The sequence below is a fragment of the Streptomyces sp. MMG1533 genome, assembly GCF_001279775.1.
GTDB lineage: Bacteria > Actinomycetota > Actinomycetes > Streptomycetales > Streptomycetaceae > Streptomyces.
Genome location: NZ_LGDG01000024.1, coordinates 1 through 21,115, shown reverse-complemented (window position 1 = coordinate 21,115; position 21,115 = coordinate 1). Strand labels below are relative to the sequence as shown.

General features: G+C 68.2%; 17 protein-coding genes and 3 pseudogenes. 8 read left to right on the top strand and 12 right to left on the bottom strand.

Going from position 1 to position 21,115, the window contains the following annotated elements:
• Positions 1–4: 4 nt before the first annotated feature.
• Genes ADK57_RS05395 through ADK57_RS05385 form a run of 3 tightly spaced genes read right to left on the bottom strand, consistent with a single transcriptional unit; the run spans position 5 to position 3,170 of the window.
• On the bottom strand, positions 5–1,255 hold the full coding sequence (locus tag ADK57_RS05395) for a sugar ABC transporter permease (RefSeq protein WP_053748170.1): 1,251 nt from the start codon (positions 1,253–1,255) through the stop codon (positions 5–7).
• Positions 1,252–2,073 (bottom strand): ATP-binding cassette domain-containing protein, encoded by an 822-nt coding sequence (locus tag ADK57_RS05390; RefSeq protein WP_199830483.1) that lies wholly within the window; start codon positions 2,071–2,073, stop codon positions 1,252–1,254. The genes ADK57_RS05395 and ADK57_RS05390 overlap by 4 nt, the downstream gene beginning before the upstream one ends.
• Positions 2,074–2,102: 29 nt before the next feature.
• Positions 2,103–3,170, bottom strand: a complete 1,068-nt coding sequence (locus ADK57_RS05385; RefSeq protein ID WP_053748195.1) for a sugar ABC transporter substrate-binding protein — start codon at positions 3,168–3,170, stop codon at positions 2,103–2,105.
• 309 nt (positions 3,171–3,479) lie between these two features.
• On the opposite strand from ADK57_RS05385, the gene ADK57_RS05380 reads away from it, so the two are divergent.
• Positions 3,480–4,286: a DeoR/GlpR family DNA-binding transcription regulator gene (locus ADK57_RS05380; RefSeq protein WP_078972966.1), complete on the top strand. Its 807-nt coding sequence runs from the start codon at positions 3,480–3,482 to the stop codon at positions 4,284–4,286.
• 587 nt (positions 4,287–4,873) lie between these two features.
• Positions 4,874–6,218, top strand: a pseudogene (locus ADK57_RS52165) (FAD-dependent monooxygenase).
• A gap of 809 nt (positions 6,219–7,027) precedes the next feature.
• Here the strand turns inward: ADK57_RS52165 and ADK57_RS05370 are convergent.
• Entirely contained in the window at positions 7,028–9,517 is a 2,490-nt protein-coding gene (locus tag ADK57_RS05370; RefSeq protein WP_199830482.1) for a helix-turn-helix domain-containing protein, read from the bottom strand.
• Between the two features lie 79 nt (positions 9,518–9,596).
• Between ADK57_RS05370 and ADK57_RS05365 the strand changes: the two genes are divergently transcribed.
• Positions 9,597–9,797 (top strand): hypothetical protein, encoded by a 201-nt coding sequence (locus tag ADK57_RS05365; protein WP_053748169.1) that lies wholly within the window; start codon positions 9,597–9,599, stop codon positions 9,795–9,797.
• Positions 9,798–10,175: 378 nt separating this feature from the next.
• On the opposite strand, the pseudogene ADK57_RS05360 reads toward ADK57_RS05365, so the two are convergent.
• Positions 10,176–11,182: pseudogene (locus tag ADK57_RS05360) on the bottom strand (IS481 family transposase).
• Between the two features lie 71 nt (positions 11,183–11,253).
• On the bottom strand, positions 11,254–11,619 hold the full coding sequence (locus ADK57_RS05355; protein WP_053748168.1) for a VOC family protein: 366 nt from the start codon (positions 11,617–11,619) through the stop codon (positions 11,254–11,256).
• 92 nt (positions 11,620–11,711) lie between these two features.
• Here ADK57_RS05355 and ADK57_RS05350 point away from each other — a divergent pair, with 92 nt between their 5' ends.
• Together ADK57_RS05350 and ADK57_RS05345 are read left to right on the top strand one after the other, a co-directional pair.
• Positions 11,712–12,677, top strand: coding sequence for a helix-turn-helix transcriptional regulator (locus tag ADK57_RS05350; protein ID WP_053748167.1), 966 nt, complete (start codon positions 11,712–11,714; stop codon positions 12,675–12,677).
• A 24-nt stretch (positions 12,678–12,701) separates the two neighbouring features.
• Entirely contained in the window at positions 12,702–13,355 is a 654-nt protein-coding gene (locus ADK57_RS05345) for a class I SAM-dependent methyltransferase (protein WP_053748166.1), read from the top strand.
• An 82-nt stretch (positions 13,356–13,437) separates the two neighbouring features.
• Here ADK57_RS05345 and ADK57_RS52380 read toward each other — a convergent pair.
• Positions 13,438–13,701: pseudogene (locus ADK57_RS52380) on the bottom strand (hypothetical protein); the annotation flags it as partial.
• 11 nt (positions 13,702–13,712) lie between these two features.
• Between ADK57_RS52380 and ADK57_RS05340 the strand changes: the two are divergent.
• Positions 13,713–14,369 carry an HAD family hydrolase gene (locus tag ADK57_RS05340; RefSeq protein ID WP_053748165.1) on the top strand — a complete coding sequence of 219 codons (657 nt, stop codon included), beginning with the start codon at positions 13,713–13,715 and terminating at the stop codon, positions 14,367–14,369.
• Between the two features lie 223 nt (positions 14,370–14,592).
• Here ADK57_RS05340 and ADK57_RS05335 read toward each other — a convergent pair whose 3' ends face one another.
• The gene (locus ADK57_RS05335) at positions 14,593–15,192 is read right to left on the bottom strand and encodes a YbhB/YbcL family Raf kinase inhibitor-like protein (RefSeq protein ID WP_234389972.1); all 600 of its coding nucleotides are present in this window, start codon (positions 15,190–15,192) and stop codon (positions 14,593–14,595) included.
• Between ADK57_RS05335 and ADK57_RS05330 the strand changes: the two genes are divergently transcribed.
• A complete protein-coding gene (locus ADK57_RS05330) occupies positions 15,191–15,571 on the top strand; it encodes a hypothetical protein (protein ID WP_053748164.1) in 381 nt (126 codons plus the stop codon). The genes ADK57_RS05335 and ADK57_RS05330 overlap by 2 nt on opposite strands.
• 687 nt (positions 15,572–16,258) lie before the next feature.
• Here ADK57_RS05330 and ADK57_RS05325 read toward each other — a convergent pair.
• From ADK57_RS05325 to ADK57_RS05315, 3 genes are all read right to left on the bottom strand, one after another.
• On the bottom strand, positions 16,259–17,002 hold the full coding sequence (locus ADK57_RS05325) for a hypothetical protein (RefSeq protein WP_053748163.1): 744 nt from the start codon (positions 17,000–17,002) through the stop codon (positions 16,259–16,261).
• A gap of 26 nt (positions 17,003–17,028) precedes the next feature.
• A complete protein-coding gene (locus tag ADK57_RS05320) occupies positions 17,029–17,628 on the bottom strand; it encodes an RNA polymerase sigma factor (protein ID WP_053748162.1) in 600 nt (199 codons plus the stop codon).
• A 735-nt stretch (positions 17,629–18,363) separates the two neighbouring features.
• Entirely contained in the window at positions 18,364–19,155 is a 792-nt protein-coding gene (locus ADK57_RS05315; protein ID WP_053748161.1) for an SCO2400 family protein, read from the bottom strand.
• Between the two features lie 732 nt (positions 19,156–19,887).
• Between ADK57_RS05315 and ADK57_RS05310 the strand changes: the two genes are divergently transcribed.
• Positions 19,888–20,367, top strand: coding sequence for an ATP-binding protein (locus ADK57_RS05310; protein ID WP_053748191.1), 480 nt, complete (start codon positions 19,888–19,890; stop codon positions 20,365–20,367).
• Positions 20,368–20,730: 363 nt separating this feature from the next.
• On the opposite strand, the gene ADK57_RS05305 is transcribed toward ADK57_RS05310, so the two are convergent.
• On the bottom strand, positions 20,731–21,115 hold a 385-nt coding region (locus tag ADK57_RS05305), incomplete at its 5' end, for a DNA-directed RNA polymerase subunit alpha C-terminal domain-containing protein (protein WP_324612177.1).

The window sequence follows — 21,115 nt, the reverse complement described above, 5'->3', positions numbered from 1 at the left end:
GTCCTCACCCCCGACCGTGTGCCTGGCGCGAACGGCGGGCGACGGAGTCCAGGCCGACGGCGACGAGCAGCACCGCGCCGGTGATGATGAACCGGTAGGAGGAGTCGAGGTTCAGCAGCGTGAGACCGCTGGAGATCGACTGGATGACCAGGACGCCGAGCAGGGCGGCAATCGCCGAGCCGCGGCCGCCGAACAGGCTGGTCCCGCCGATCACCGCCGCGGCGATGGCGTTGAGGTTGACGTCTCCGGTACCGCTGCTCTGGTTCGCCGCCGCCAGTCGCGACGCGGCCAGGATGCCGCCGACCGCGGCCAGGCAGGAGCACATGACGAACGCCGAGGTGTATACGCGCCGTACGTTGATGCCGGCCCTGCGGGACGCCTCGGCATTGCCGCCGACCGCGTACAGCGAGCGTCCGAACTTGGTGCGGGTCAGTAGGTAGTTCATCACCAGCACCAGCGCGACGAAGAACACGAACATCCAGGCGACGCCGCGGGTGCGGTTCAGGTAGTAGACCGCGAGCAGCAGCCCGGCCAGCAGCAGAAGGGACTGCATGGCAAGCCACTGCAGCGACGAGGACGACAGCCCGGCGCGGCGGCGGGTTCGGGCACGCGCCCAGCCAGTGGCCAGGAACCCACCCACGGCCACCACCGCCAGCGCGTAGGCCACCCAGGCGGGGACGAACCACAGTTGGGCGAACTTCACCAGGGTCGAGTCGTAGGGCAGGTTGATCGCGTTCTGGCCTCGAAGCAGCCACAGCTGTACGCCGAGGAAAGCCAGCAGGCCTCCCAGGGTGACCACGAAGCTGGGCACGCCCACGCGGTTGAGTACCTGGCCGTAGAGCCATCCGATCAGGCAGCCGGCGGCCACGGCCGCGAGGACCGCCAGCCACGTCGGCTGCTCGTTCTTGACCATGACGACGGCGGTGATCGCGGCCGACACGCCGCTCACCGATCCCACGGAGAGGTCGATCTGGCCGACCAGCAGGACGCACACGATCCCCAGTGCGAGGACGCCCACCGGGACCATGTCGAAGGACAGGTTCACCAGATTGGTGCTGGACAGGAAGGTCGGATTGAGCAGCTGGAAGATCGTCCAGATCACCACGATGCCGCCGACGACGGGCAGCATGCCCAGGTCTCCGCCCCGAACGCGGCGGATGGTGGCCCTGATGCTGTCGGTGATGCCCTGCGGCGTCACGAGACGCTCATCCTGCAGGTCGGTGGCCAGTGCCACCGAGGTGTCGATGGATGTCACAGCTCTTCCTTCTCTTCCTGAGGGGAAGTCACCCGGCCCGCGGCTCGCCGCGAGACCACGTTGTCGGTTGCACCGGTGATCGCGGCGACGATCTCTTCCGAGGAGACGTCCGTGGCGTTGTACACACCGTTGTTGCGGCCAAGCCTCAGCACGGCGACGCGATCGGCGACCGCCCGGACGTCCTCCATGTTGTGGCTGATCATCACCACGCCGAGTCCGTTGTGCTTGAGCCGCTCGACCAGGTTGAGGACCTCGGCCGTCTGCGCGACGCCCAAGGCGGCCGTCGGCTCGTCGAGCAGGACGATCTTCGGGTCGATCAACAGAGAGCGTGCGATCGCGACAGTCTGGCGCTGGCCGCCCGAGAGGGCAGCCACCGGAACGCCGAGTGTGGGGATCTTTGCCGACAGCTGTCGCAGCAACTGCCAGGAGCGCTTTTCCATGGCGACGTCGTCCAGCATCCAGGGCCGAATTTCCTGGCCCAGGAACAGGTTCGCCTTGACGTCGAGGTTCTCGCACAGGGCGAGGTCCTGGAAAACCGTGGCTATGCCCATCGCATGGGCAATGGCCGGTGAGCCGAGAGAGACCTTCTCGCCGTGAAAGAAGATCTCTCCTGCGTCAGGGGTGTACACCCCTGAAAGGATCTTCACCAGCGTGGACTTGCCGGCGCCGTTGTCCCCGACGACGGCGACCACCTCACCGGCCGCGACGTCGAGCGCGATATCGGTCAGCGCGGCGACCGCGCCGAAGCTCTTGCAGATCCCCCTCAGCGACAACACGGTGTCCGTGCCCGCACCGGTGACCGCGGTGCCTGTCATCATGCCCCTCTTCCCTCGGAGACTTCGGGCCGCTACTGGATGCCCAGGCGCCGACAGCCGGCGGAGTACTGCGCGGTGCACACGTCCTTCGCCTTGAGCACTCCATCGGGGGCGAAGATGACCTCCTTGAGGTTCTTCTGTGTCACGACGGTCGGCTTGAACAGTTCCGACGGGGTGTTGAACAGCTTGGTGTCCGCCTCGGGCTTCTCGCCCTGCAGCAACTGGTGGGCGACGTCCGCGGCCGCTTCGGCGACGATCTTGATCGGCTTGGAGATGGTGTTGTACTGGTCTCCCGCGATGATGCGCTGGATGGCTGCCAGCTCTGCGTCGTTGCCGGTGACCGGCGGGACTTTCACATCCGCGGCCTTGAACGCCGCGATCGCTCCGCCACCGGTGCCGTCGTTGGCCGCCACCACGCCGGCGATCCTGCCGCGGTACTGGGCGAGCTGTCCGCTCGCCCACTGCTGGGCCTTCTCCGGCGCCCATCCCGGCGTGTCGTACTCGGCAAGCAGTTTGAACCCGCTGTCGTCGACGGCGTTGTGGATGCCCTTCTTGATCAGCCCGGCGGCGGCGTCGGTGGGAGACCCGTTGATCTGGAGCACACCGCCCTTGGCCTTGGTCTGCTTCAGGTGATCGACCAGCGACTGGGCGATGGCCTCGCCGATCGCCTCATTGTCGAACGACACGTAGAAGTCCGCGGGCTTGTCGGGGATGGGCCGGTCGTAGGCGACCACCCTGACGCCCTGGGACTGCGCCGTCTGCACGATCGTGGCCGCCGCGGCCGAGTCCACCGGGTCGAGCACGATCACCTTCGCACCCTGGGTCATCGCGGAATTCGCCTGCTGCTGCTGAAGCGAGGCGTCAGCGTTGGCGTTCTGGTAGAGCACTCCGCAGTCCGGGCACAGCTCGGCCATACGCTTCTTGAACAGCGGAGCGTCGTACTGCTCGTAGCGGGTGGAGGCCAGGTCGGGCATGAGGAACGCGACCTTGCCCGACCCTCCGTCCGCCTTGGAGGTCCCGGCACTCGGTTCCTGAGCGCATGCGGTGAGAGCGCCCAGGGCGAGGATGCCGGTGAGAGCACCACTGGCCAGTTTTCCCATGTTCCACTCCTTGATCCGCACCGTGTAGTTGCCGGTCGGCGCTACGACGTAACGCACAAGAAACTCTCGGCGTTTGTAGGTGTCAACGGATCCTGAGAACTGAACACCGGAGCCTGATCCTTTGATCAGCTTGGCTGTTCACTCTCCTGGCCTGGATGAACATCGGTGTGCCATGCTCCTTCGGAGAGCGCGCCACAAACCGAGCTGCAACACGCTCGTAGCAGGTGGAAAGCCCGCAATGGGTGGGATGAAAGCCCGACGCGGCCTGTATGTGTTCTGTTAACAGAAAGAGAACAGAGGGTGGTCTCCATGGAGGAAGGCAAGGATCCGGCCACCGACGAGGGCGGGCGTGGGCCGCGCGAGAGGCGGGAGCGGATCAAGAGCCGCGTCGTCGACGAAGGCTTCGTCCGCATCGAGCGACTCGCCGACGAGCTGGGCGTGACACCGATGACCATCCGTCGCGATCTCGACTACCTGCAGGGCAAGGGGTGGCTGAGGAAAGTCCGCGGCGGGGCAACCGCACAACCGTCGACGGCATTCCACGGCGACATCCGGTATCGCAACCAGGCCATGGCGGCGGAGAAGGGCGCACTCGCCCGTGCCGCACTGCCCCTCGTCAAGCCCGGGCAGTCCCTTGTCGTCGACGACAGCACCACGGCCCTGGCGCTCGCCGGACTGCTCTCGCAGCGCGCCCCGCTGACGGTCATCACCAACTTCGTACCCGTGATCCAGGTTCTCGCCGGCAGTCCGGGAATCGATCTCATATCGCTGGGCGGCGCGTACTTTCCCGCCTACGACGCATTCCTCGGGATCCGGACCATAGACGCGGTCAACAGCCTGCGTGCCGACACACTGTTCGCCTCGACGACCGCCATCACCCGCGGCCACTGCTACCACCAGTCCCAGGAGACCGTGGGAGTGAAACGAGCCCTGATGGAAGCCTGCGACCGGAAAATCCTTCTGGTCGACCACACCAAGTTCCAACGCCGCGGCCTCTACCAGCTGGCACCCGTCACCGCGTTCGACCTCGTCGTCGTCGACGCCGGCATATCGGCGTCAGAGCTCGACACACTGCAGGCCACCGGCGTGGAAGTCCTCGTTGCCGGCCCGGAGTGAAAGCCGGTTCGCATTCCGCCGGTGCCTCCGGCAGTCGCGTACTCTCCGTCCTGGCCTTGATCACCGGTTCCGGCTGGGAGCCGGCCAGCCACCTTCACGGGTTACCGACTGCGCCCTCCTCTTCGCGACCGAACTGGACGCCCTGTCGAGCTGTTTGACCGCGAGTCATGCTGCCGCCGCCACGGGCGGCCGACTGGTCCTGGCCACCGACATCACCTGCCGGCTGGGCGGTTCACCAACGGCGCCCGGACCTTGAGTGTGGTCGTCGCCGGGGTGCTCGGTGTCGCGCCTGCGTACGGCGAGCTCCGTCCAGTGCTCATGCGGCGTGGCGATTCGAACTCCATGAGAATGGCCGCGCTTTCGACAGGAGTTTGCCCGTCTCGGAAGGATTTTGCCCGTCTCGGAAGGGGCCTGTCCGTTTCGGGAGGGGCTTGTCCGTCCGCAGGAGCGACAAAAGAAGAAAGGCAAGGAGGTTGCCCGCTCCTTGCCACTCTCAAGATATAGCGCACTGGGGGGCTTGCGGCAAGGCCCGGGTCGTGCCGCAGAATCGCCGACCGAAGCCAGGATCTGCGGAAAAGGGTGTGGTGATGATCGACGTGATCGTGGTCGGCGGCGGACCGACCGGCTTGATGCTGGCATGCGAGTTACGGCTGGCCGGAGTGCACGTGGTCGTGCTGGAGAAGTTGGCCGAGCCGACCAGGGAGTCCCGCGGGCAAGGCCTGCACGCGCGCAGCGTCGAGATGATGGACCAGCGCGGCCTGCTGGACCGGTTCCTCGCGGTCAGTGAGAAGTTCCAGGTCGGCGGTCTTTTCGGCGGCATCGCCAAGCCGTGGCCGGACCGACTGGACACGGCTCACCCGTACGGCGTCGCCACCCCGCAGCCGGTCACCGAGCGGCTGCTCAACGAGCGTGCGCTCGAACTCGGTACCGAGATCCGGCGCGGCTGCGAAGTGGTCGGGCTGAGCCAGGGCGAGGACGGGGTGAGTGTCGAGCTGGCGGACGGCACGCAGCTGCGCTCGCGTTACCTCGTCGGCTGCGACGGTGACCGAGGATCAGGCGACGATTGCCGCCGTCGTCGAGGAGGTCCGCAAGAGCCAACTGCGGTTCGGTGTCACCCCACCCGACGAGGACGGGGTGTGCCGAGTCGTCGTGCCCGCCGACGGCGTGGCCGAGGACCGTGCGACCGCGCCGACCCTGGAGGAGTTCAAGCAGCAGCTGCGGGCGGTCGCGGGCACCGACTTCGGCGTGCACTCGCCGCGCTGGCTGTCCCGGTTCGGCGACGCCACCCGGCAGGCCGAGCGCTACCGGGTGGGCAGGGTGCTGCTGGCCGGCGACGCGGCGCACATCCACCCCCCGACCGGCGGACAGGGGCTCAACCTCGGCGTGCAGGACGCGTTCAACCTCGGCTGGAAACTGGCAGCCGAGGTCAACGGCTGGGCGCCGGAGGGGCTGTTGGACAGCTACCACGCCGAACGGCACCCGGTGGGCGCCCGTGTACTGGACAACACTCGCGCCCAGATCACGCTCCTGGGAACCGATCCGGGTGCGACCGCGCTGCGGGAGTTGTTCTCGAAGCTGATGGACTTCGAGGAGGTGAACCGGTACGTGACCGAGATGATCACCGCGGTCGGGGTCCGCTACGACTTCGGCGAGGGCCACGAACTGCTCGGCCGGAGGATGCGGGACGTGAAGCTGAAACGGGGGCGCCTCTACGAGCTGATGCACGGCGGCCGCGGACTACTGCTCGACCAGACCGGCCGCCTCTCGGTGGCGGGCTGGGCAGACCGGGTCGACCACGTCGTCGACATCAGCGAGGAACTCGACGCGCCCGCAGTGCTGCTGCGACCGGACGGCCACGTGGCATGGGTCGGCGAAGATCAGCAGGATCTGCTCGACCACCTGCCCAAGTGGTTCGGCGCTGCCGTCAACTGAGAGCACAGCCGCGGCCCGAGGGGATGTGACCTGTCTCTGCCCCGAGTTCGGCACGGTCCGGTGCCGTACCGCCGCTGAGTGCCACGCCACCGGGCCGGGCCGGTCGCGATGCTCAGCGGGGCCAACTCAAGCGCCATCGCTGAAAAATCAGGAGGGGAGAGCCGTGGTGCCGGTCCGCAGGTTCCCAACCGACTTCATCGCCCGGGACAACCGGACCGGCAGCGTTCGCAGCTACAGCTACGCCTGAGATCTGGTGCGCTGGTGGCGGCGGCTGCGCGTGGTTGAGGTCGCGTGGGATCGCGTGACCTCAACCGAAGTCCGGGACTTCGGTCACGGTCCGGCAACCGGACTTCGAGGTACCCGCGCCCGCGGGAACGCAGTTGGCTGAAGCAGGCCGATCGGTCTCTGACGTCCGAAGACCTCTCAACCGCGGACAGGCTTCAGCCCTGCTCGCCGACGGCCTTGCACCCGCCCAGTACCTCAACCTGCTTCGGGAGGACATCGGCAAGGTGACCGGCGAGGGCGGCCTTGGCCGCTCAAGGTCTGGCCCGGGTGCAGGACGGCACGCTCCCGCTGCACCGCCTCATCCGAGCCCTCGTCCGCGAGCAGCTCACTGCTCCTGGGCGAGCCAATGCTGAGGTTCCATCAAGGTCCGGCTGCAGCTCGCCGAGGACAAGCTCGCCTGCTCGCCGCGTGCGCTGCCACCAGGGTGGTGTGGGGGTGCCGTCCGGATCAATCCGTACGGCCAACGCTCTTTCGGGGCGCCACGACGATGTCCGATTCGACGATGTCCGGTCAGGGGCGCTGTCCTACTGCCACGGAGGTGAGGGTGTGCCGTCCGGATCGAGCCCATGCGGCCACTGCTCATCAGGGCTGAACCCGGCCGTTCTGAAGGAGAAGAAGAGAGCGGGAATGCCACCACCGTCGACCACTTGCTTATACGCGGCAGCCAGGTCCTCGACCTCTCCGGCGTCCTCTCGAATACGAATGAGCCTGAGGAGGGCTTGAACGTCACCCGCTTCTACCAACGGCATGAGCAAGGCCTCGGCACCTGCTCGGTCCCCGACCGCGACGCGCAGCCTTGCCAGGTGACGCCGGGCTTCGGTGACGCCTGCGTCAACGGCCTGCCTGTAGGCAGCTTCTGCACCCTCCAGGTCTCTGGCTTCCTCCCGCAACGAGGCCAGGTGGTTCAACGCGAAGGCGTCGCCCGCTTCGGCGGCATTCTTGTAAACCGCTTCAGCTCCGTCCCGATCCCCAGCAGTCATTCGTAGCCGAGCCAGTTGCTGTTGAGCGCCGACGTCACCTGCCTCCGCAGCCTGCCTGTAGGCGGCCTCTGCTCCTTGCAGGTCCTTGGCTCGGATGCGCTGCAAGGCCACGTGCCAGATCGCTTCGGCATTGCCGGCCTGAGCCATTTCCCTGTAGGTGGCGTCGGCGCTTTCCTGACCGCCCCCTTCCAGGCTCCGAATCAGTGCCAGCGCACGCGCTGCGACGTCATTGTTGGCGCGCAGGAAGGCCTCCTCGGCACCTTCAAGATCGCCAGAGTTGTACCGCATCCAGCCCAGGGCGACCCCGCTCGCAGGGTCGCCGGCTCGTGCACCCTGCTCACGGGCGTACTCGGCGCCCTCGACGTCGCCGGTCTCTTCACGCATGCGTCCCAGGACAGCCCAGGCTCGGGCGGCGCCGGCTTCGGCGGCCTGCAGGCAGGCAGTTTGGGCGCCTTCCTCGTCCCCCTTCCTCTCGTACATCAGGGCCAGCTTCAGCATCGCTTCCGCGTTTCCTGCTTCGGCTGCTCTGAGGCAGAGGCACTGTGCCCACTGCAGACGGTGCCGGTGTTCAGCTGCCGTGGACAGGTTGAGCAGGTCGTCGGGGCTGGTGATGTGGTCGTGTGCTGCATGCCAGAACGAGGCAGGAGGGCACTTGAGTGAACGGATGCCACGACCGTGCTGTTCGAGGTAGTCGGCCAGCCGGAACATCGGTCCCGGTCTCTGATCCCGCTCGTGGCCCACAGCGGTCATTCCAGGCGCCCGGTGTCGGGGGCGCAATTTCACGCGGCGCAGCGGGGCTTGTTTGCCGTGGACGGGGCTGGCGAGCTCGGCGTAGACCTGTTCTGCCCAGTCCTCGGCCAGTTCGTCGTAGTCGTGGTCACTGAGGTAGTCGAGGGCAGCGTCTGTGAGGAAGGCCTGTGGGAGGTTTATACCGGCTCCCAGGCGGCGGGCGTCCATGGCTGCCTCGATGACGGCGCGCGCGGCTGGACTGCCGGTCTGATAGCGGTTGAGCAATTGTGGGGCGCCGGCCAGTTCCTGAGCCAGACGACCATGTTCTTCGGCTCGGGTGAGAGCGCTGGCCAGTAGCTGGTCACCGCCTCTTGCGAAGGCGGCCGCCGTGCGCAGAGCGTGCATGTCGAACGTGTCGGGGACAGCGACGGTGCGGCCGGCGAGTAGTTCGCGCGTGCGGCTGTGCCGGTCTGGGCTGTCAGGTCGCGGCAGAGAGGTGTACCGGTGCGCGTACTCAGGCCACAAGGTACCCAGCACCAAGATCGGCCCGCGATCCGGCTGGGTGAGCAGGTCATGCAGGGCCGCAGCGATGTACTCGCCATGCTGCGGATCACCGAGATAGTGCTGGGATTCGTTCAGCCACACCACCGTCCGAGGCTGGACGTTGCGCAGGTCTTCCAGCGCGGCGTGAGTACGGGTCGGGTCGAATGGGTGCCAGAGCCGCCAGCCTTTGGGGGCCAGGGGCTGGATGGCCTCCCAGCAGGCTCGTGTCTTGCCGGTTGATGAACTGCCGACCAGTACCAGCAGGTTGCTGTTCCCTTTCGCGGCCTCGACCACGGCTTCAGCGAGGAGACGGTCGTGGTCGCGTCTCACGTAGTGGGGGAGGGTCCGCCGGCCTGAGAGGCCGAGACGCCGCCTGTTGGCGTCAGCCGCCGTATCCGCGGGGTGCACCTCCAGGTCGTGGGGGTCCCAAGAGGAAATCGGCTTTCCTTGGGCCTGATCATCATCGGAGTGCGTCTCGGAAACGGCATCTTCCTGAGCCCGCCGCAGCTGATCCAGGAACTCCGCAGGCGGGAGATCAACCGCGCGAGCCAAGGCAGCGACGGTGGTGGGGGAGGGGGCCGGCTGACCGTCTTTCAGGGCGGCGTAGATGGTGGTGCGGCCCAGTTTGGTCCTGGCCGCGATTTGAGTCTGGGTCAGCCCGGACGTGGCCACGGCGTCCCTCAGACGGGCTCGCAGGTCTGCGAGTTCGACTTCGTCCACTTCCGCCTCCAGGACCGCGGCATGTTCGCCAGTGTTCATCATCGTTCGGTCCGCAGCCTGGCGAACGTCATCTCGACAAATCTCGGCGGCACAGTTTCCGACCCGAGTCCAGGAGTTCTTCGTGCATCAACTCGCCTACGTTGTCCAGGTTGCAGCGCTCGTGATCCTGACCGCGCTGCTTGTTGCCGCCGGCGCAGCCAAACTGGCCCGCCTGGACGGCGCGACCTATCCTTCGGCCATCATGCGGGCAGCCGCGGTCTTCGCTGCCGTGGTGACCCTTGCGGCCACCATCACTGCGGTCATCGCTCAACTGGTGTCCTAAGGCACCGGGGGGCGGCGGCTCTTCAGCAACTGAGATTCCAGGCCTGCTCGCTCCAGTTGGTGCTCTCCGGAGCAATGGTTTCGTGAAGGAGCTCCGTGGCGTCGCTCAGTGAGCGACGCCACGGAGCTCTTTGCATGATGCGGGGGTCGTTCGGTAATCGAGCCGGGCACTGTGTGCGGCCCATGGCTTACCCGACGCGCAGGCGCGGCGCAATTGATGAGCTCTTTCAGAGTGGCCACCCATCGGGTGACGGTCACCTGCTAGCTAGTTGCTCTGACCGGAAACGATCACCGGAGTGGTGTGATGGCCGAGTGTCTACGGCGGTGGATGTCGCGCAGGTCAACTCAAGGTCGTGACACGGCCTGTCAGTTCTCGGGTCTAGGTGTATGAGGGCTCGACGTTGGTGACGCTCTCGCGGAGGCGGGCTGCTGGCGGCTTTCCGGCGGCAGCACTATGCGGCCGGTGGTACTTGTAGTGGATGTTCCACACTGTGATCGCGGCCGACCGGGCGTCCTCGCTGGTGAACTCGCAGGCGTAGAGGACTTCCTCGGCCATGATGCGCTGGTAGCGCTCCACCTTCCCGTTGTGCCGAGGTGTGTATGGTTTGGTTCTCTGATGCCGGGTGCCTTGCCCGACGATGCGGGCGAAGTCGCCGGAGCGGTAGCAAGCGCCATTGTCGGTGACGACCCGGTGGATGTGGTTGATGCCGTGGGCGGCGAACCAGACCTTCGCCCGGGCGAGGAAAGCAGCAGCCGTCGCGCCCTTCTCATCGCCCAGCGGTTCTGTGTAGGCGAGCCGTGAGAAACCATCGACGACGGAGTGCAGGTAGACGTAGCCACGCTTCGCCCCGGCCGACTTCGCCCGACGAGCGACCTTGGCCTGATCGCTGTCCCGGCCGTGGATCCGCCACCCGCCGCCATCAGGGATCCGGCCGACCTTCTTCACATCCAAGTGCACCATGTGCCCGGGCCGGCGGGCGATGGTCTTCCCCGGCTTCCGGTTGTTCTCACCGCCTGGGTCGATGAAGCGGCGTTCGCCGAGGCCGAGCCGGGTCAGGTGTCGGCTGACAGTCCGCCGGTTGATCACAAAACCGATACTCACAAGTTCGTCGGTGATCCGTTGCGCGGACCACTTGTGCTCGCGGCGCCAGGACTCGATCTGCTCGATTGACCCATGCTGGAGTCGCGTTCGGACTCCGGTGCGGACTCGACGGCCGGTCTTGCAATCCCGCATCACCGTGTAGCCGCCAGCGATTTACCCACTTGCCGGCGCATGCGCGAGAGGATGCCCATCTCAGCGGCGACGTGGGCGATGGGACGTGTCTGGCACCGCTTCACGAGCCGCCTACGGCCCTCGACGCTCAGGGACGCATTCGCGTGGGGCACTCGTCGTCCTCTCGAAGTCAGACGACGGCAGGCGCGACACCTATCGTGCGCGCCTGGCGCATTGCGGCCTTTCAGTCCTGCGGTGCGACGCGGATACGGTTCCCGTCAGGATCGGCTGCGAGGAAGGTCAGCCCGAACCCCGCATCATGAGGCTCGCACAGGATCGTGACACCCTTGGAATTCCACTGCTCAAAGGTCGCGTTGAGCTCGTCGGGTCCACCGTCGATGGCCAGGCAAACCTCACTGGTGCGCGGGACGTCCGGTGACAGATCCTCGAACTGGCCAGACCACAGACCGAGGTCAGCGCCTGGCCCGAGGTCGAAGGTGATGTATCCCGAAGTCTCGAACGAGGGGCTCATGCCGAGGAGATCGCCGTAGAAACGAGCTGCGGCGGGAGCGTCGTTCACGTAGACGATGGACACGACGGATTTGGTCATGGTTGTTCCTTCTCACAGGTCGTAGGTACGCATCCACCAGCCTGGCCGGGATATGCGCCGCATCGTGTCGCAATTCCTGAAAAAATTGGTGTGTGACCCCAGATCGCTTCTTCACCCTGATGCTGCTCCTCGAATCGAGGGATGCCGTGACCACACAGGAACTTGCCTCAGCGCTCGGAGTGTCCCTTCGAACCATCACCCGAGACCTGAACTGGCTCCGCGACGCCGGTCTGCCGGTGACCGCACACCGGGGCCGCCTCGGAGGCGTGACCATGCTGCCCGGGTCCGGGCTCGACCTCACGCGACTCACACCGGGCGAGCGTGATCATCTGTCGCTCACTGGTCTGGATGAGAAACAACGTGCGGAGCTCAACGCATCGGTCGAAAGCCGGCGCGCGCTCTCCAAGATCGTCGCTACACAGCCACGTCGAGTTCATGAGCTCCTGCCGCTCACCGACGTAGTGCACGTGGACAGCCGTCCCTGGCGTCAGGCACGAGCTTCCGGCACGACTCCGGCTTCGCTGATCGGCACAGTGCGGCGAGGCCGCCGGCTACGGATCGAGTACGACAGCCCACGCGAGTCATGCCCACGCGACCTGGTCGTGGATCCCTACGGGCTGTTCGCCAAGGCCGGCATCTGGTACCTCGTCGCCGACTGTGCCCGAGTGCCACGGATGTACCGACTCGAACGGATCACGACGTGGAAAGAAGTCGACCAGCCACGACGGGTCCGCGAGAGCCAGACCCTGGCCACCGTCGCTGCAACGCTCATTGATCAGTGGGAGCACAACCACGCGATAGAGGTCAGCGCCACCATCGACCAGACCCAGATCGAGCGAGCGCAACGGATCTTTGGCCTACGACTCGTCCCGGACGACCATGAAGAGTCCGCCACTGGCCGTAAGGTAACGATCCGCTTCCTGCATCTGGAGGACGTGCGAGCACTACTGCCGTTCGGGAGCGCCATCACTGTGCACGGCCCCACCGAAGCCAGGGTTCACCTCCGCGACCTCGCCACCAATCTTGCCCACCACTATGCGCCGTCACCAACGTCCTGACCCGCAACATCTAGGGTCGCCCGCATGGCTGAGCCCTCCTTTCTGACCGCCGTCCGCGAGTCGTACGACACGGTCGCCGCCGATTACGTCGAACGCGTCCCGCCTCCAGCCGCGATGGACCCGCTGTCACGCGCGATGCTGGCGGGGTTCGCCGAACTCGTGCGCACGGCCGGTCTGGGGCCGGTCGCGGACCTGGGATGCGGCCCCGGCCGCGTGACGGCGCACCTGGCCGGGCTGGGAGTGTCCGCCTCCGGCGTCGATCTGTCACCGAAGATGATCGGGCTGGCCCGGCACGCCTATCCGAACCTGCGGTTCACCGCGGGCTCGATGACCGCGCTGGAGATGAGGGACGACGAGCTCGGCGGCATCCTGGCCTGGTACTCCACCCACCACACGCCCCCGCAGTGGCTGCCGACGGTGTTCGGCGAGTTCCACCGCACCCTCGCGCCCGGCGGCTACCTGCTCTGGGGAGACTATGTCGGCGATGAACGGCTGCAACCGACCCGGGGCTATGGCCATCCCGTGTCCTACGAGTCGTATCTCCTGCCCCTGAACCGCATGATCGGCCTGCTGGAGCGGGCCGGACTCGTCGTCACCGCGAGGCTGGAGCAGGAGCCTGGCGGACGGGTGAACAGACCGCACGCCTGCCTGCTGGCCCGCAAGCCCGAAAAGCTCTGACGGGGCTTGTTCCTGCGTCGAGGCCGCTCGTGTCAGATCGCCGACGGTCTCGGCGCGGCGGTCGGGCCGCGGGGTTGAGAGGGCGGCCGCCCCAGCGGATGCCTTTCTCGCTGCGGATGCGGATGCGGATGCGGATGCGGATGCGGATGCGGGTACGGGCGCGGATGCGGATGCGGATGCGGATGCGGATACGGGCGCGTTCGCGCCGCTGGGCGGCCAGGATGTCGGGGTGGCGGGCGTTCTGGTTGCGCCAGTGCGGGTAGAGGTGCAGCGCGCGGGTTTGGACGGTGTGGTTGGGGTGGTTGGAGTTGGCGAGGGTGAACTGCCGCAGCGGCCCGAAGTAAGCTACTGCCGATCATGCCTGTGCTGATGCTGGACCTCGACAACACCCTCGTCGACCGCGATGCGGCCTTCCTCGCCGCCGTCCAGGCATTCCTGGCCGAGCACGGACTGCCCGGCACCGACCTCACGTGGGTGATGACCGTCGACGCCGGCGGCTATACCGCACGTCCCGATGTCGCCGCAGCCATGACCGACCGGTATGGGACCCTGGTGCCAACCACCGCAATCCGTACGCTACTTGACAATGGCGCCGCCGATCGCGTCGTGCTGGCGGACTCCTCCCGCGAGGCCCTGAGCAAAGCGCAGGCTGCCGGTTGGACCTGCGTGATCGTCACCAACGGGCGTATCACGCAGCAGGAAGCGAAGATCCGCAATGCCGGACTCGACCGGCTCGTGCAGGGCTGGGTGGTCTCCGAGGGAGTCGGTCACAAGAAGCCGGATCCGGAGATCTTCCATGCGGCAGTGGAGGCCGTGGGAGTTCCCCTCTCCGGTGCCTGGGTCATCGGCGATTCTCCGCACGCCGACATCGCGGGCGCGAACGCACTCGGTCTTCGAAGCGTGTGGGTCTCGGACGGCCGACCGTGGACCCAGGACTCCTACCAGCCCACCCACGTTGCTGACGACGTTGCCTCCGCGATCAACCATGTCGTCGTGCGGACCGTGACGCCATGATGGAGTCCGACAGACGGCTCGGAGAGGTCAACGGCCGTGAGAACACGAACCGTTGACCGTCTGCCTCTCCGGCTCGGCCGGGGCGTGTGGAAGCGCCGCGCGTACGGAGGCGGTGGCAGTTCCGAGGCCTGTCAGGCCGTCGTGCCTGGTGTTCTGACGGTACCTCTGCGGAACCTGTCCCGTTGCCCGATGCTGCTCCTCGGCCGCCTCGGCGGCTCGGGGGTCAGGCGGACGTTTCTGCGGTGGCGGTCAGGACCGCGCGGCCGAGGATGTGGCGGGCCATGGTGAAGCCGAGGAACGCGGGGGTGGTGTCGGCCGGGACGCCGATGGTCTCGACGTCGAGGGCGTGCACGACGAAGACGTAGCGGTGCGGGCCGTGTCCGGCCGGCGGGGCCGCGCCGATGAAGCGCCCGATGCGGGCGTCGTTGGGCACCTGGAAGGCCGCCTCGGGAAGGCTCGCGCCGGTGTCGTCGCCGACGCCTTCCGGCAGTTCGGTGACGCCTTCCGCCAGTTCGGTGACGGTGGCGGGAATGTCGGCCACGGCCCAGTGCCAGAAGCCGGAGCCGGTCGGGGCGTCGGGGTCGTACATCGTCACGGCGTAGCTCTTGGTGCCCTCGGGGGCGCCGCTCCACGACAGCTGCGGCGAGACGTCCTTGCCGCCCGGGACACCGAACATGCCGGACATCTGCTCACTGGGCAGGGGAGCGCCGTCGGTCAGCGTGGTGCTGGTGACGGTGAAGGTCGCTGCCTCGGGGAGGCGGGCGAAGGGGTCGTTGTGGGGCGGTGTACGCACCGAAGGCGTCGAGCCGCACATCGATGCCATGCACCAGTTCCAAATAGAAGCCCCCGACGCCCTCGTCGTCACCCACCAGCCCAAAGTGGCGCGGGGCGACTGGACGGCCACCATCGGCGGCATCCCCGCCCTGGGAGTCCGGATGGCGACCGTCGCGCAGTGGCGGGGCGGCCAGATCATCCGCGAAATCCTCTTCATGCGGGAACTGCCCGCCGAGGAAGCACCCCGGCCGACCGCGCGCCCCTCGCTCACCCTCACCAATCCCGACAACGAGGACCTCAGGCGCGCCGCCGGCGTGTACCCGGGCTGGAGCTGCGTCATCCACGGCTCCGCCCTCGGAGGCCGGACGGTCACCTTCGCGAGACGGGAGAAGGGGCTGATCGTCGAGCAGTACGTCTTCGCCGAGTAGAGCCGTACGGCACGCCCGAACACGGTGCTGGCACGAGCGCAGCGGCAGATCAACGTGGCCAGAATCGGGCTCCTGCGTCAGCGCTCCCTCTGGCAACACTGGTCACGTATTTCATTGAGCTTTCAATTTCCTCTCGAAATCTGGAGAAGACATGGGCCTCAAGCACCCCCACGGCCGTACGCGCCGCACGGCCCGTTCCGTCGGCTTGACCGCCCTCCTCGCCGCCACCAGTGCCACCGCACTCGCCGCGGCACCCACGGCGTCGGCCGCCTCCACGGCCTCACTCACCGTCGAGGTGCCGGCACAGGTCCGAGGGGACGGCCCCTCCATCGTGTCCTTCGGCAGCCTGCGGATCGACGACGGCACCTCCGTCACGTGCGACGTACAGCGTCTCCGGAACCTGGCCCCGGCCCGTCATCGCCACCGACTACCAGGTCACCGCGGGCACCACCTACGGCATCTCCGCCTGGGAAGGCGCCAAGTGCGACTGGGACGACCCCGCGACGCCTCGGCGGACGCAGTCCCTCGGCGGCGTGACCGTCACACCCACGGTCGCCGACCTCTCCAGCGGCAGGTACCGGGTCACCATCCCGTAGCCACGACAGCCCTCCGCGGCCGACGAGCGGACCGCGCACCACGGATTCCGACGTCTGTCCTGTCCCGACCCCCCTGGCTGTGTGCGGGTGCCTAGGGTCGGTTCGGGGACCCCTTCGACGGCTTGGCTTTGGCGCTCGGCTTGCCCTGGCCCTTCCCGGGCTTATTCGCCTTCCCCGGTGACGGGGTGGTCTCGTCTGCTGAACTCGTCAACTCGGCGCAGTAGGCCGCAACCTGTTGTTCACCGCCCGCGGCCTGGACGAGGCGCTGCCAGGCCGTGGCGTTCAGGGCGTGGCCACGGTTCTTGGTGCGCTCGTAGGCGCGACAGTGCGCCTCGAGGTCCTTTGCCGTCTCGGGGTGCTGTGCGGACGCGGTCGGTGTCGTGCTGGGCGTGACGGGAGCAGAAGCCTGTCCGCCGGGTGGGTGCACCGGTGGCCGGGGTGGCCGGCGGGTGCTGTGGCTGGTGCCGGGATCGGGAGTGTCGTGCTGCTGCGTGTCCGTCGCGCGGATGGAGGCGAAGGCGATGCCACCCAGCAGCGCGCTCGTCACGAGGGCGACTGCTCCCCCGCGTGCCCATCGTTGCTTCTGGGTCCGTGGGCGCCAGTCGTCCCGGTGTCGGGTGCGCAGGGTCAGGTCGCCCGCCGTGCGTGCGCTGCGGAACGCCGCGACGGCGGCCTGCTCCGCGGTGGCGTCCACGGGCTGCTGCCGCAGTGCCTCGCCGATCTGTTCGGCCGCCCGCTCCAGCGCGGACGCGTCGTCGAGGCCGGTCGCGGCGCCGACGTCTTCAGGTGCACCGGGGCGCGGGGCGACTTCGCGCCTGAGGGCTTCGCCGCTCAACGGTTCATCTCCGTTCCGATCGGTGCTCATCTCGTTTCCCCCAGCGTCCACGCGACATCGCGTGTCACATCGTCGGGGCCGAGCAGACGCGCGAGGTTCCTCAAGCCGCGGCGGGCCAGAACCCGTACGACAGGGCGGGGCCTGCGCATCACCCGGGCCACCGCGGGATCATCCAGGCGTACCGCATGGCGGAGGAGGACCGCTTCGGCCTGGGCGCGGGGCAGCCGGGCGAGAAGGGCCTGGGCCGTCTCGGCGGACGGCGTCGCTCCGGGCGGAGCAGGGGCGGCGGGCGGTGCCACGGAGCTTCCCGACGAGCGGGACGACGCGCCGCGACGCCGCGGATGGCCGAGCGCGTGGCGCCGGGCGATGCTCGCCGTCCACCCGCGGAATCCGGGCCCGTCGCCGCGGAACCGTGGCAGCTCGCGGGCGATCTCCCGCCAGGCAGCGGCGGTGACGTCCTCGGCGCCGTCACCCGCGATCCCGCGCAGGTAGCCGAGCAGACCGGGGTGGACGAGCCGGTACAGCGTGGCGAACGCGGCCTCGTCACCGTCCTGGGCCTGAGCGACGGCGGTTTCCAGCGCAGGATCGTCGGCCGACACGCGCAGGGCATGCCCTCGTCGTCCCAACGTCCGTCCCCCCAATGGCCGGTCAGTGCCCCGGGAGCGTACTGCACCTCACATCGGCCTCCCAAATACTCGGTGGCCCCTCCACCCAACAGTCACGGACACCGATCACGGGCCGTACCGGGGAGCTGGCGGGATATTGTCCTCCGGCCTGACCTGCTGCCGGTGACTTGCGCAGGGGCAGGCCCGTCACGGGGGGAAACGTGCCTGCCCCTGCACGCCGGTGCCCGCTGCCTCCCCCAAGAGGGCGGGCCCCGAGACCCTCCTTTCGGGTCACTTCTTCCAGCGCGTCATGCACCGGGAGCGTCACGGGCGACAGCCGACGGTTGCGAGATCAACACTCTTGTGGCGATGAGTACTTGCCGTCGCCATGAGTTGGCCAGGTCACCTGGGGGCGAAGGCCCGTCGGGCTCTGCTTCCGGAGTCGTCATCCGGGATCGCGTAGGCGGGGTGGGCGGGGGAGAGCGCCTGCCGCCGTCGTGGGGCAGGCCGGGGCGCGATCGGGGAGACGGGGCGGCGGGGCGGCGTCCGATGGTGGCGGGCTCGGTGCGGGCACAGGGGTGATCTGCCGGGTTGCGGCGGTCACCGAACCGCGCAGTGGCGTGAAGCGGGCCGCTTGACTCGGAGGCATGCCGAGCAGACGGCCGGCGCCCGGGTTCCTTACTCATGGACGGCCGTACGGCTCCCACGCTCGGTTCCCTTTCGCCGAGCCGGTCACGGCCGGGTACTGAGCACCCATCAGCCCAGACACACCACGAGCAGGCAGACCTCGGGCAGTGGCGTCGATGCCTCATCGGGGTTGGTCTGGGGCGTGCCGGAGTTCGTGCCATCGGAGGCTGCGGGCGCCGAGGGCTGCTCCGCGGCCTCACCGGTGCGGTCCGGGGCCGTGTCGCTCGAGGACGGGGCGGTGGTCTGCGGCTGCGGGGCCGATGTCGCAGCGGGAGGGGGAGAATCGGCCGCGTCCGGCCGGGGGCTCGGCGCAGTCGTGCGGGGCGGGGCCGCGAGGGACTGCTGCCACGGGCCGTTGGCCGCCGGCGGCTGCGCCTTGGGAGTGGTGTGTGAGGACCGGTGAGTGGTGGGCGGTGTCGACGCCGGACGAGTGCGCTCAGGCGTCTGCTCCGTGGTGCCCATGCTCCGGTCGTCCGGCGTGGTGGCCGCCTGCGTCCGGTCGGTGGAGTGCCGGTCCATCGTGGCGATGGTCAGGCCACCACCGACGAGTGCGACGGCGGTCGCGACCGCAGCCCGGCGTTTGTTCTTCTTCCAGCGTGCCAGCTGGCGACGTCGTGCCGCTCGTCCCTGCCGCGCGGGCGGCATGCCCTCGACGTCGGCGGTCGGGGCCGCGCCGGGGGCCTCGAACTGGTCGGCATGCGTGATGCCGGGTGCGTCGCCGGTCGTCGGCGAGTCGGCGCCCCGGGCCGGGCCGGTGCGAGTGCCGACGGCGGGCGGAGCGATGTCCGGGGCGTAGGCACCGCACCCGGGACACACCAGGGCGCCGTTGAGATGTCGACGACACGAGGAGCAGTAGTCCATCTGCGGTCTTCCTGGGTTGCTTGCGACGTGGCCCACCGGGGCCTCGGCCGGTCACGTTCGTATGTGGGATCGAGCGGCCAGTCACGCTAACGGGGCTTTCGAAAGGCCGTGTGCAGCCTGTGTGGTGCTCCTGCGGAGATTCTCCCGACCTCTGGCATGGGTCCTCACTCACCCGTCCGGCTGCCCGTTCTTGCCCGGCCCGGGCGGAACCCGCGGGTCATCGGGTCCGCTTGCCCGTCCCGCGCGTCGGGGCGGCATGGTGACGGGGTCTCCGCACCGGACTGGCAGGAGGACAGGAGGACAGGAGGAAGCCACGCTCGGGGGCAAGCACTCGTGGCCGCTGCCCCCGGCTGATGGAGGCTCCGGCCTGCGCTGAGCTGCGGGGAGCCGGGACAGCCGATTTCGCGCTACAGGTATTGCGCGCAACTCGTGCTCGACGGGAGTCGGCATCTTGAGGGCGGAGTACCTGCGTTGCCGGTGGAAGATCTCCAGGTGTTCGAACAGGGTGGTGGACAGCTCCAGGCGGGTGCCCCCGCGGCGCCGGTCGAGCGGCTCGACGTGTACGGGTTCCGGCGGGCAGGGCCCGAGGAGTGCGCGTGTCGCGCCCTCGAACGCGGATGCCGTGCGAAAGTCACGGTGCTGGGCGGGCCGGATGCGTGCCGTGTCGTTTCGGGGGTATTCGGGCGCCACTAACCTGTTGCTCAGGACGAGGGTGGCGGTGTCGGCTCAGTGGTGCACGAAAACGCGGACCAGTCGCTGGCCGGCCGCCCGATCCTGTCGGCCTTTGCCTTCGAGGGCAGCGAGCCGATCGCGGCGGCCCGTCATGCCGCCCGCCGTTTCATGGCCGAGGTGCAGGCCGTGCACGGCATCCCGGTGTCGGACCGTGCGATGGGCACCGTGCAGCTGGTCGTCAGCGAGTTTGTGACCAACGCCTACAAGTACGCGCCCGGTCCCTGCCTGCTGGACCTGGAGGTCAGCGGCGGCGCCGTCCAGATCAGTGTATGGGACACCGAACCGACCCTGCCGACGGCCTGTACCGAAGATCCGGGTCGCGTTGGTCAGCACGGGCTGGAGATCGTCATGGGCGTGTGCCGCAGCTTCGAGGTGCGCCGCGAGCCGGTGGGCAAGCGCGTCACGGCCAGCATCGTGCTGGCCGACGACCCCGGCGGACACCCGGCCGGCTGCTGTGGCACCCCTGCCCGCGTGGTGTGACCGCTCGGGGGAGGCCGCCGTCTGCAAGGAGTCGTCGGGAAGCGACCTGAGCGGCCCGCCTGACCCGCACAGGGCGGGAGTCCGGGCCGCCACGAGGGCCGCTGTCAGTGCCTTGGGTCAGACCAGCCGGGGCGGGCGCGGCAGGCAAGGCCGGAAGCCGGTGACCGCCGGCCCACCGAGCAGCGGGTCGTACGTGAAGCGCTGGTGCTGCGCCGCTTGTCGCGGGCTGACTTCGCCAGGGTTTGTGCGCCGGTGAGGACCGGGCCGAAGTCGCCCAGCGGGCAGGGAACGGTGTGGAGATTCTCCCGTCCCCGTCCCCGTCCCCGTACGCGAAGTGTCTCTACGACCGGCGCAGCGCAGCGCTCAGTATTGCTCGGTCTCCACGAAGCCCGCGTCCCCGTCGTCGTCGGCACCGAAGGCGTCGGCGGCGGCGGTCGGGTCGAATCCGGGCGGGCTGTCCTTGAGACCCAGGCCCATGCCGGCCAGCTTCGCCTTGACCTCGTCGATCGACTTCGCACCGAAGTTGCGAATGTCGAGGAGGTCGGCCTCGGAGCGGGCGACGAGCTCACCCACGGAGTGGACGCCCTCGCGCTTGAGGCAGTTGTACGAACGGACGGTGAGGTCGAGGTCCTCGATCGGCAGCACCAGGTCGGCGGCAAGGGCGGCGTCCGTGGGGGACGGGCCCATGTCGATGCCCTCGGCGTCGATGTTGAGCTCGCGGGCCAGACCGAACAGCTCGACCAGGGTC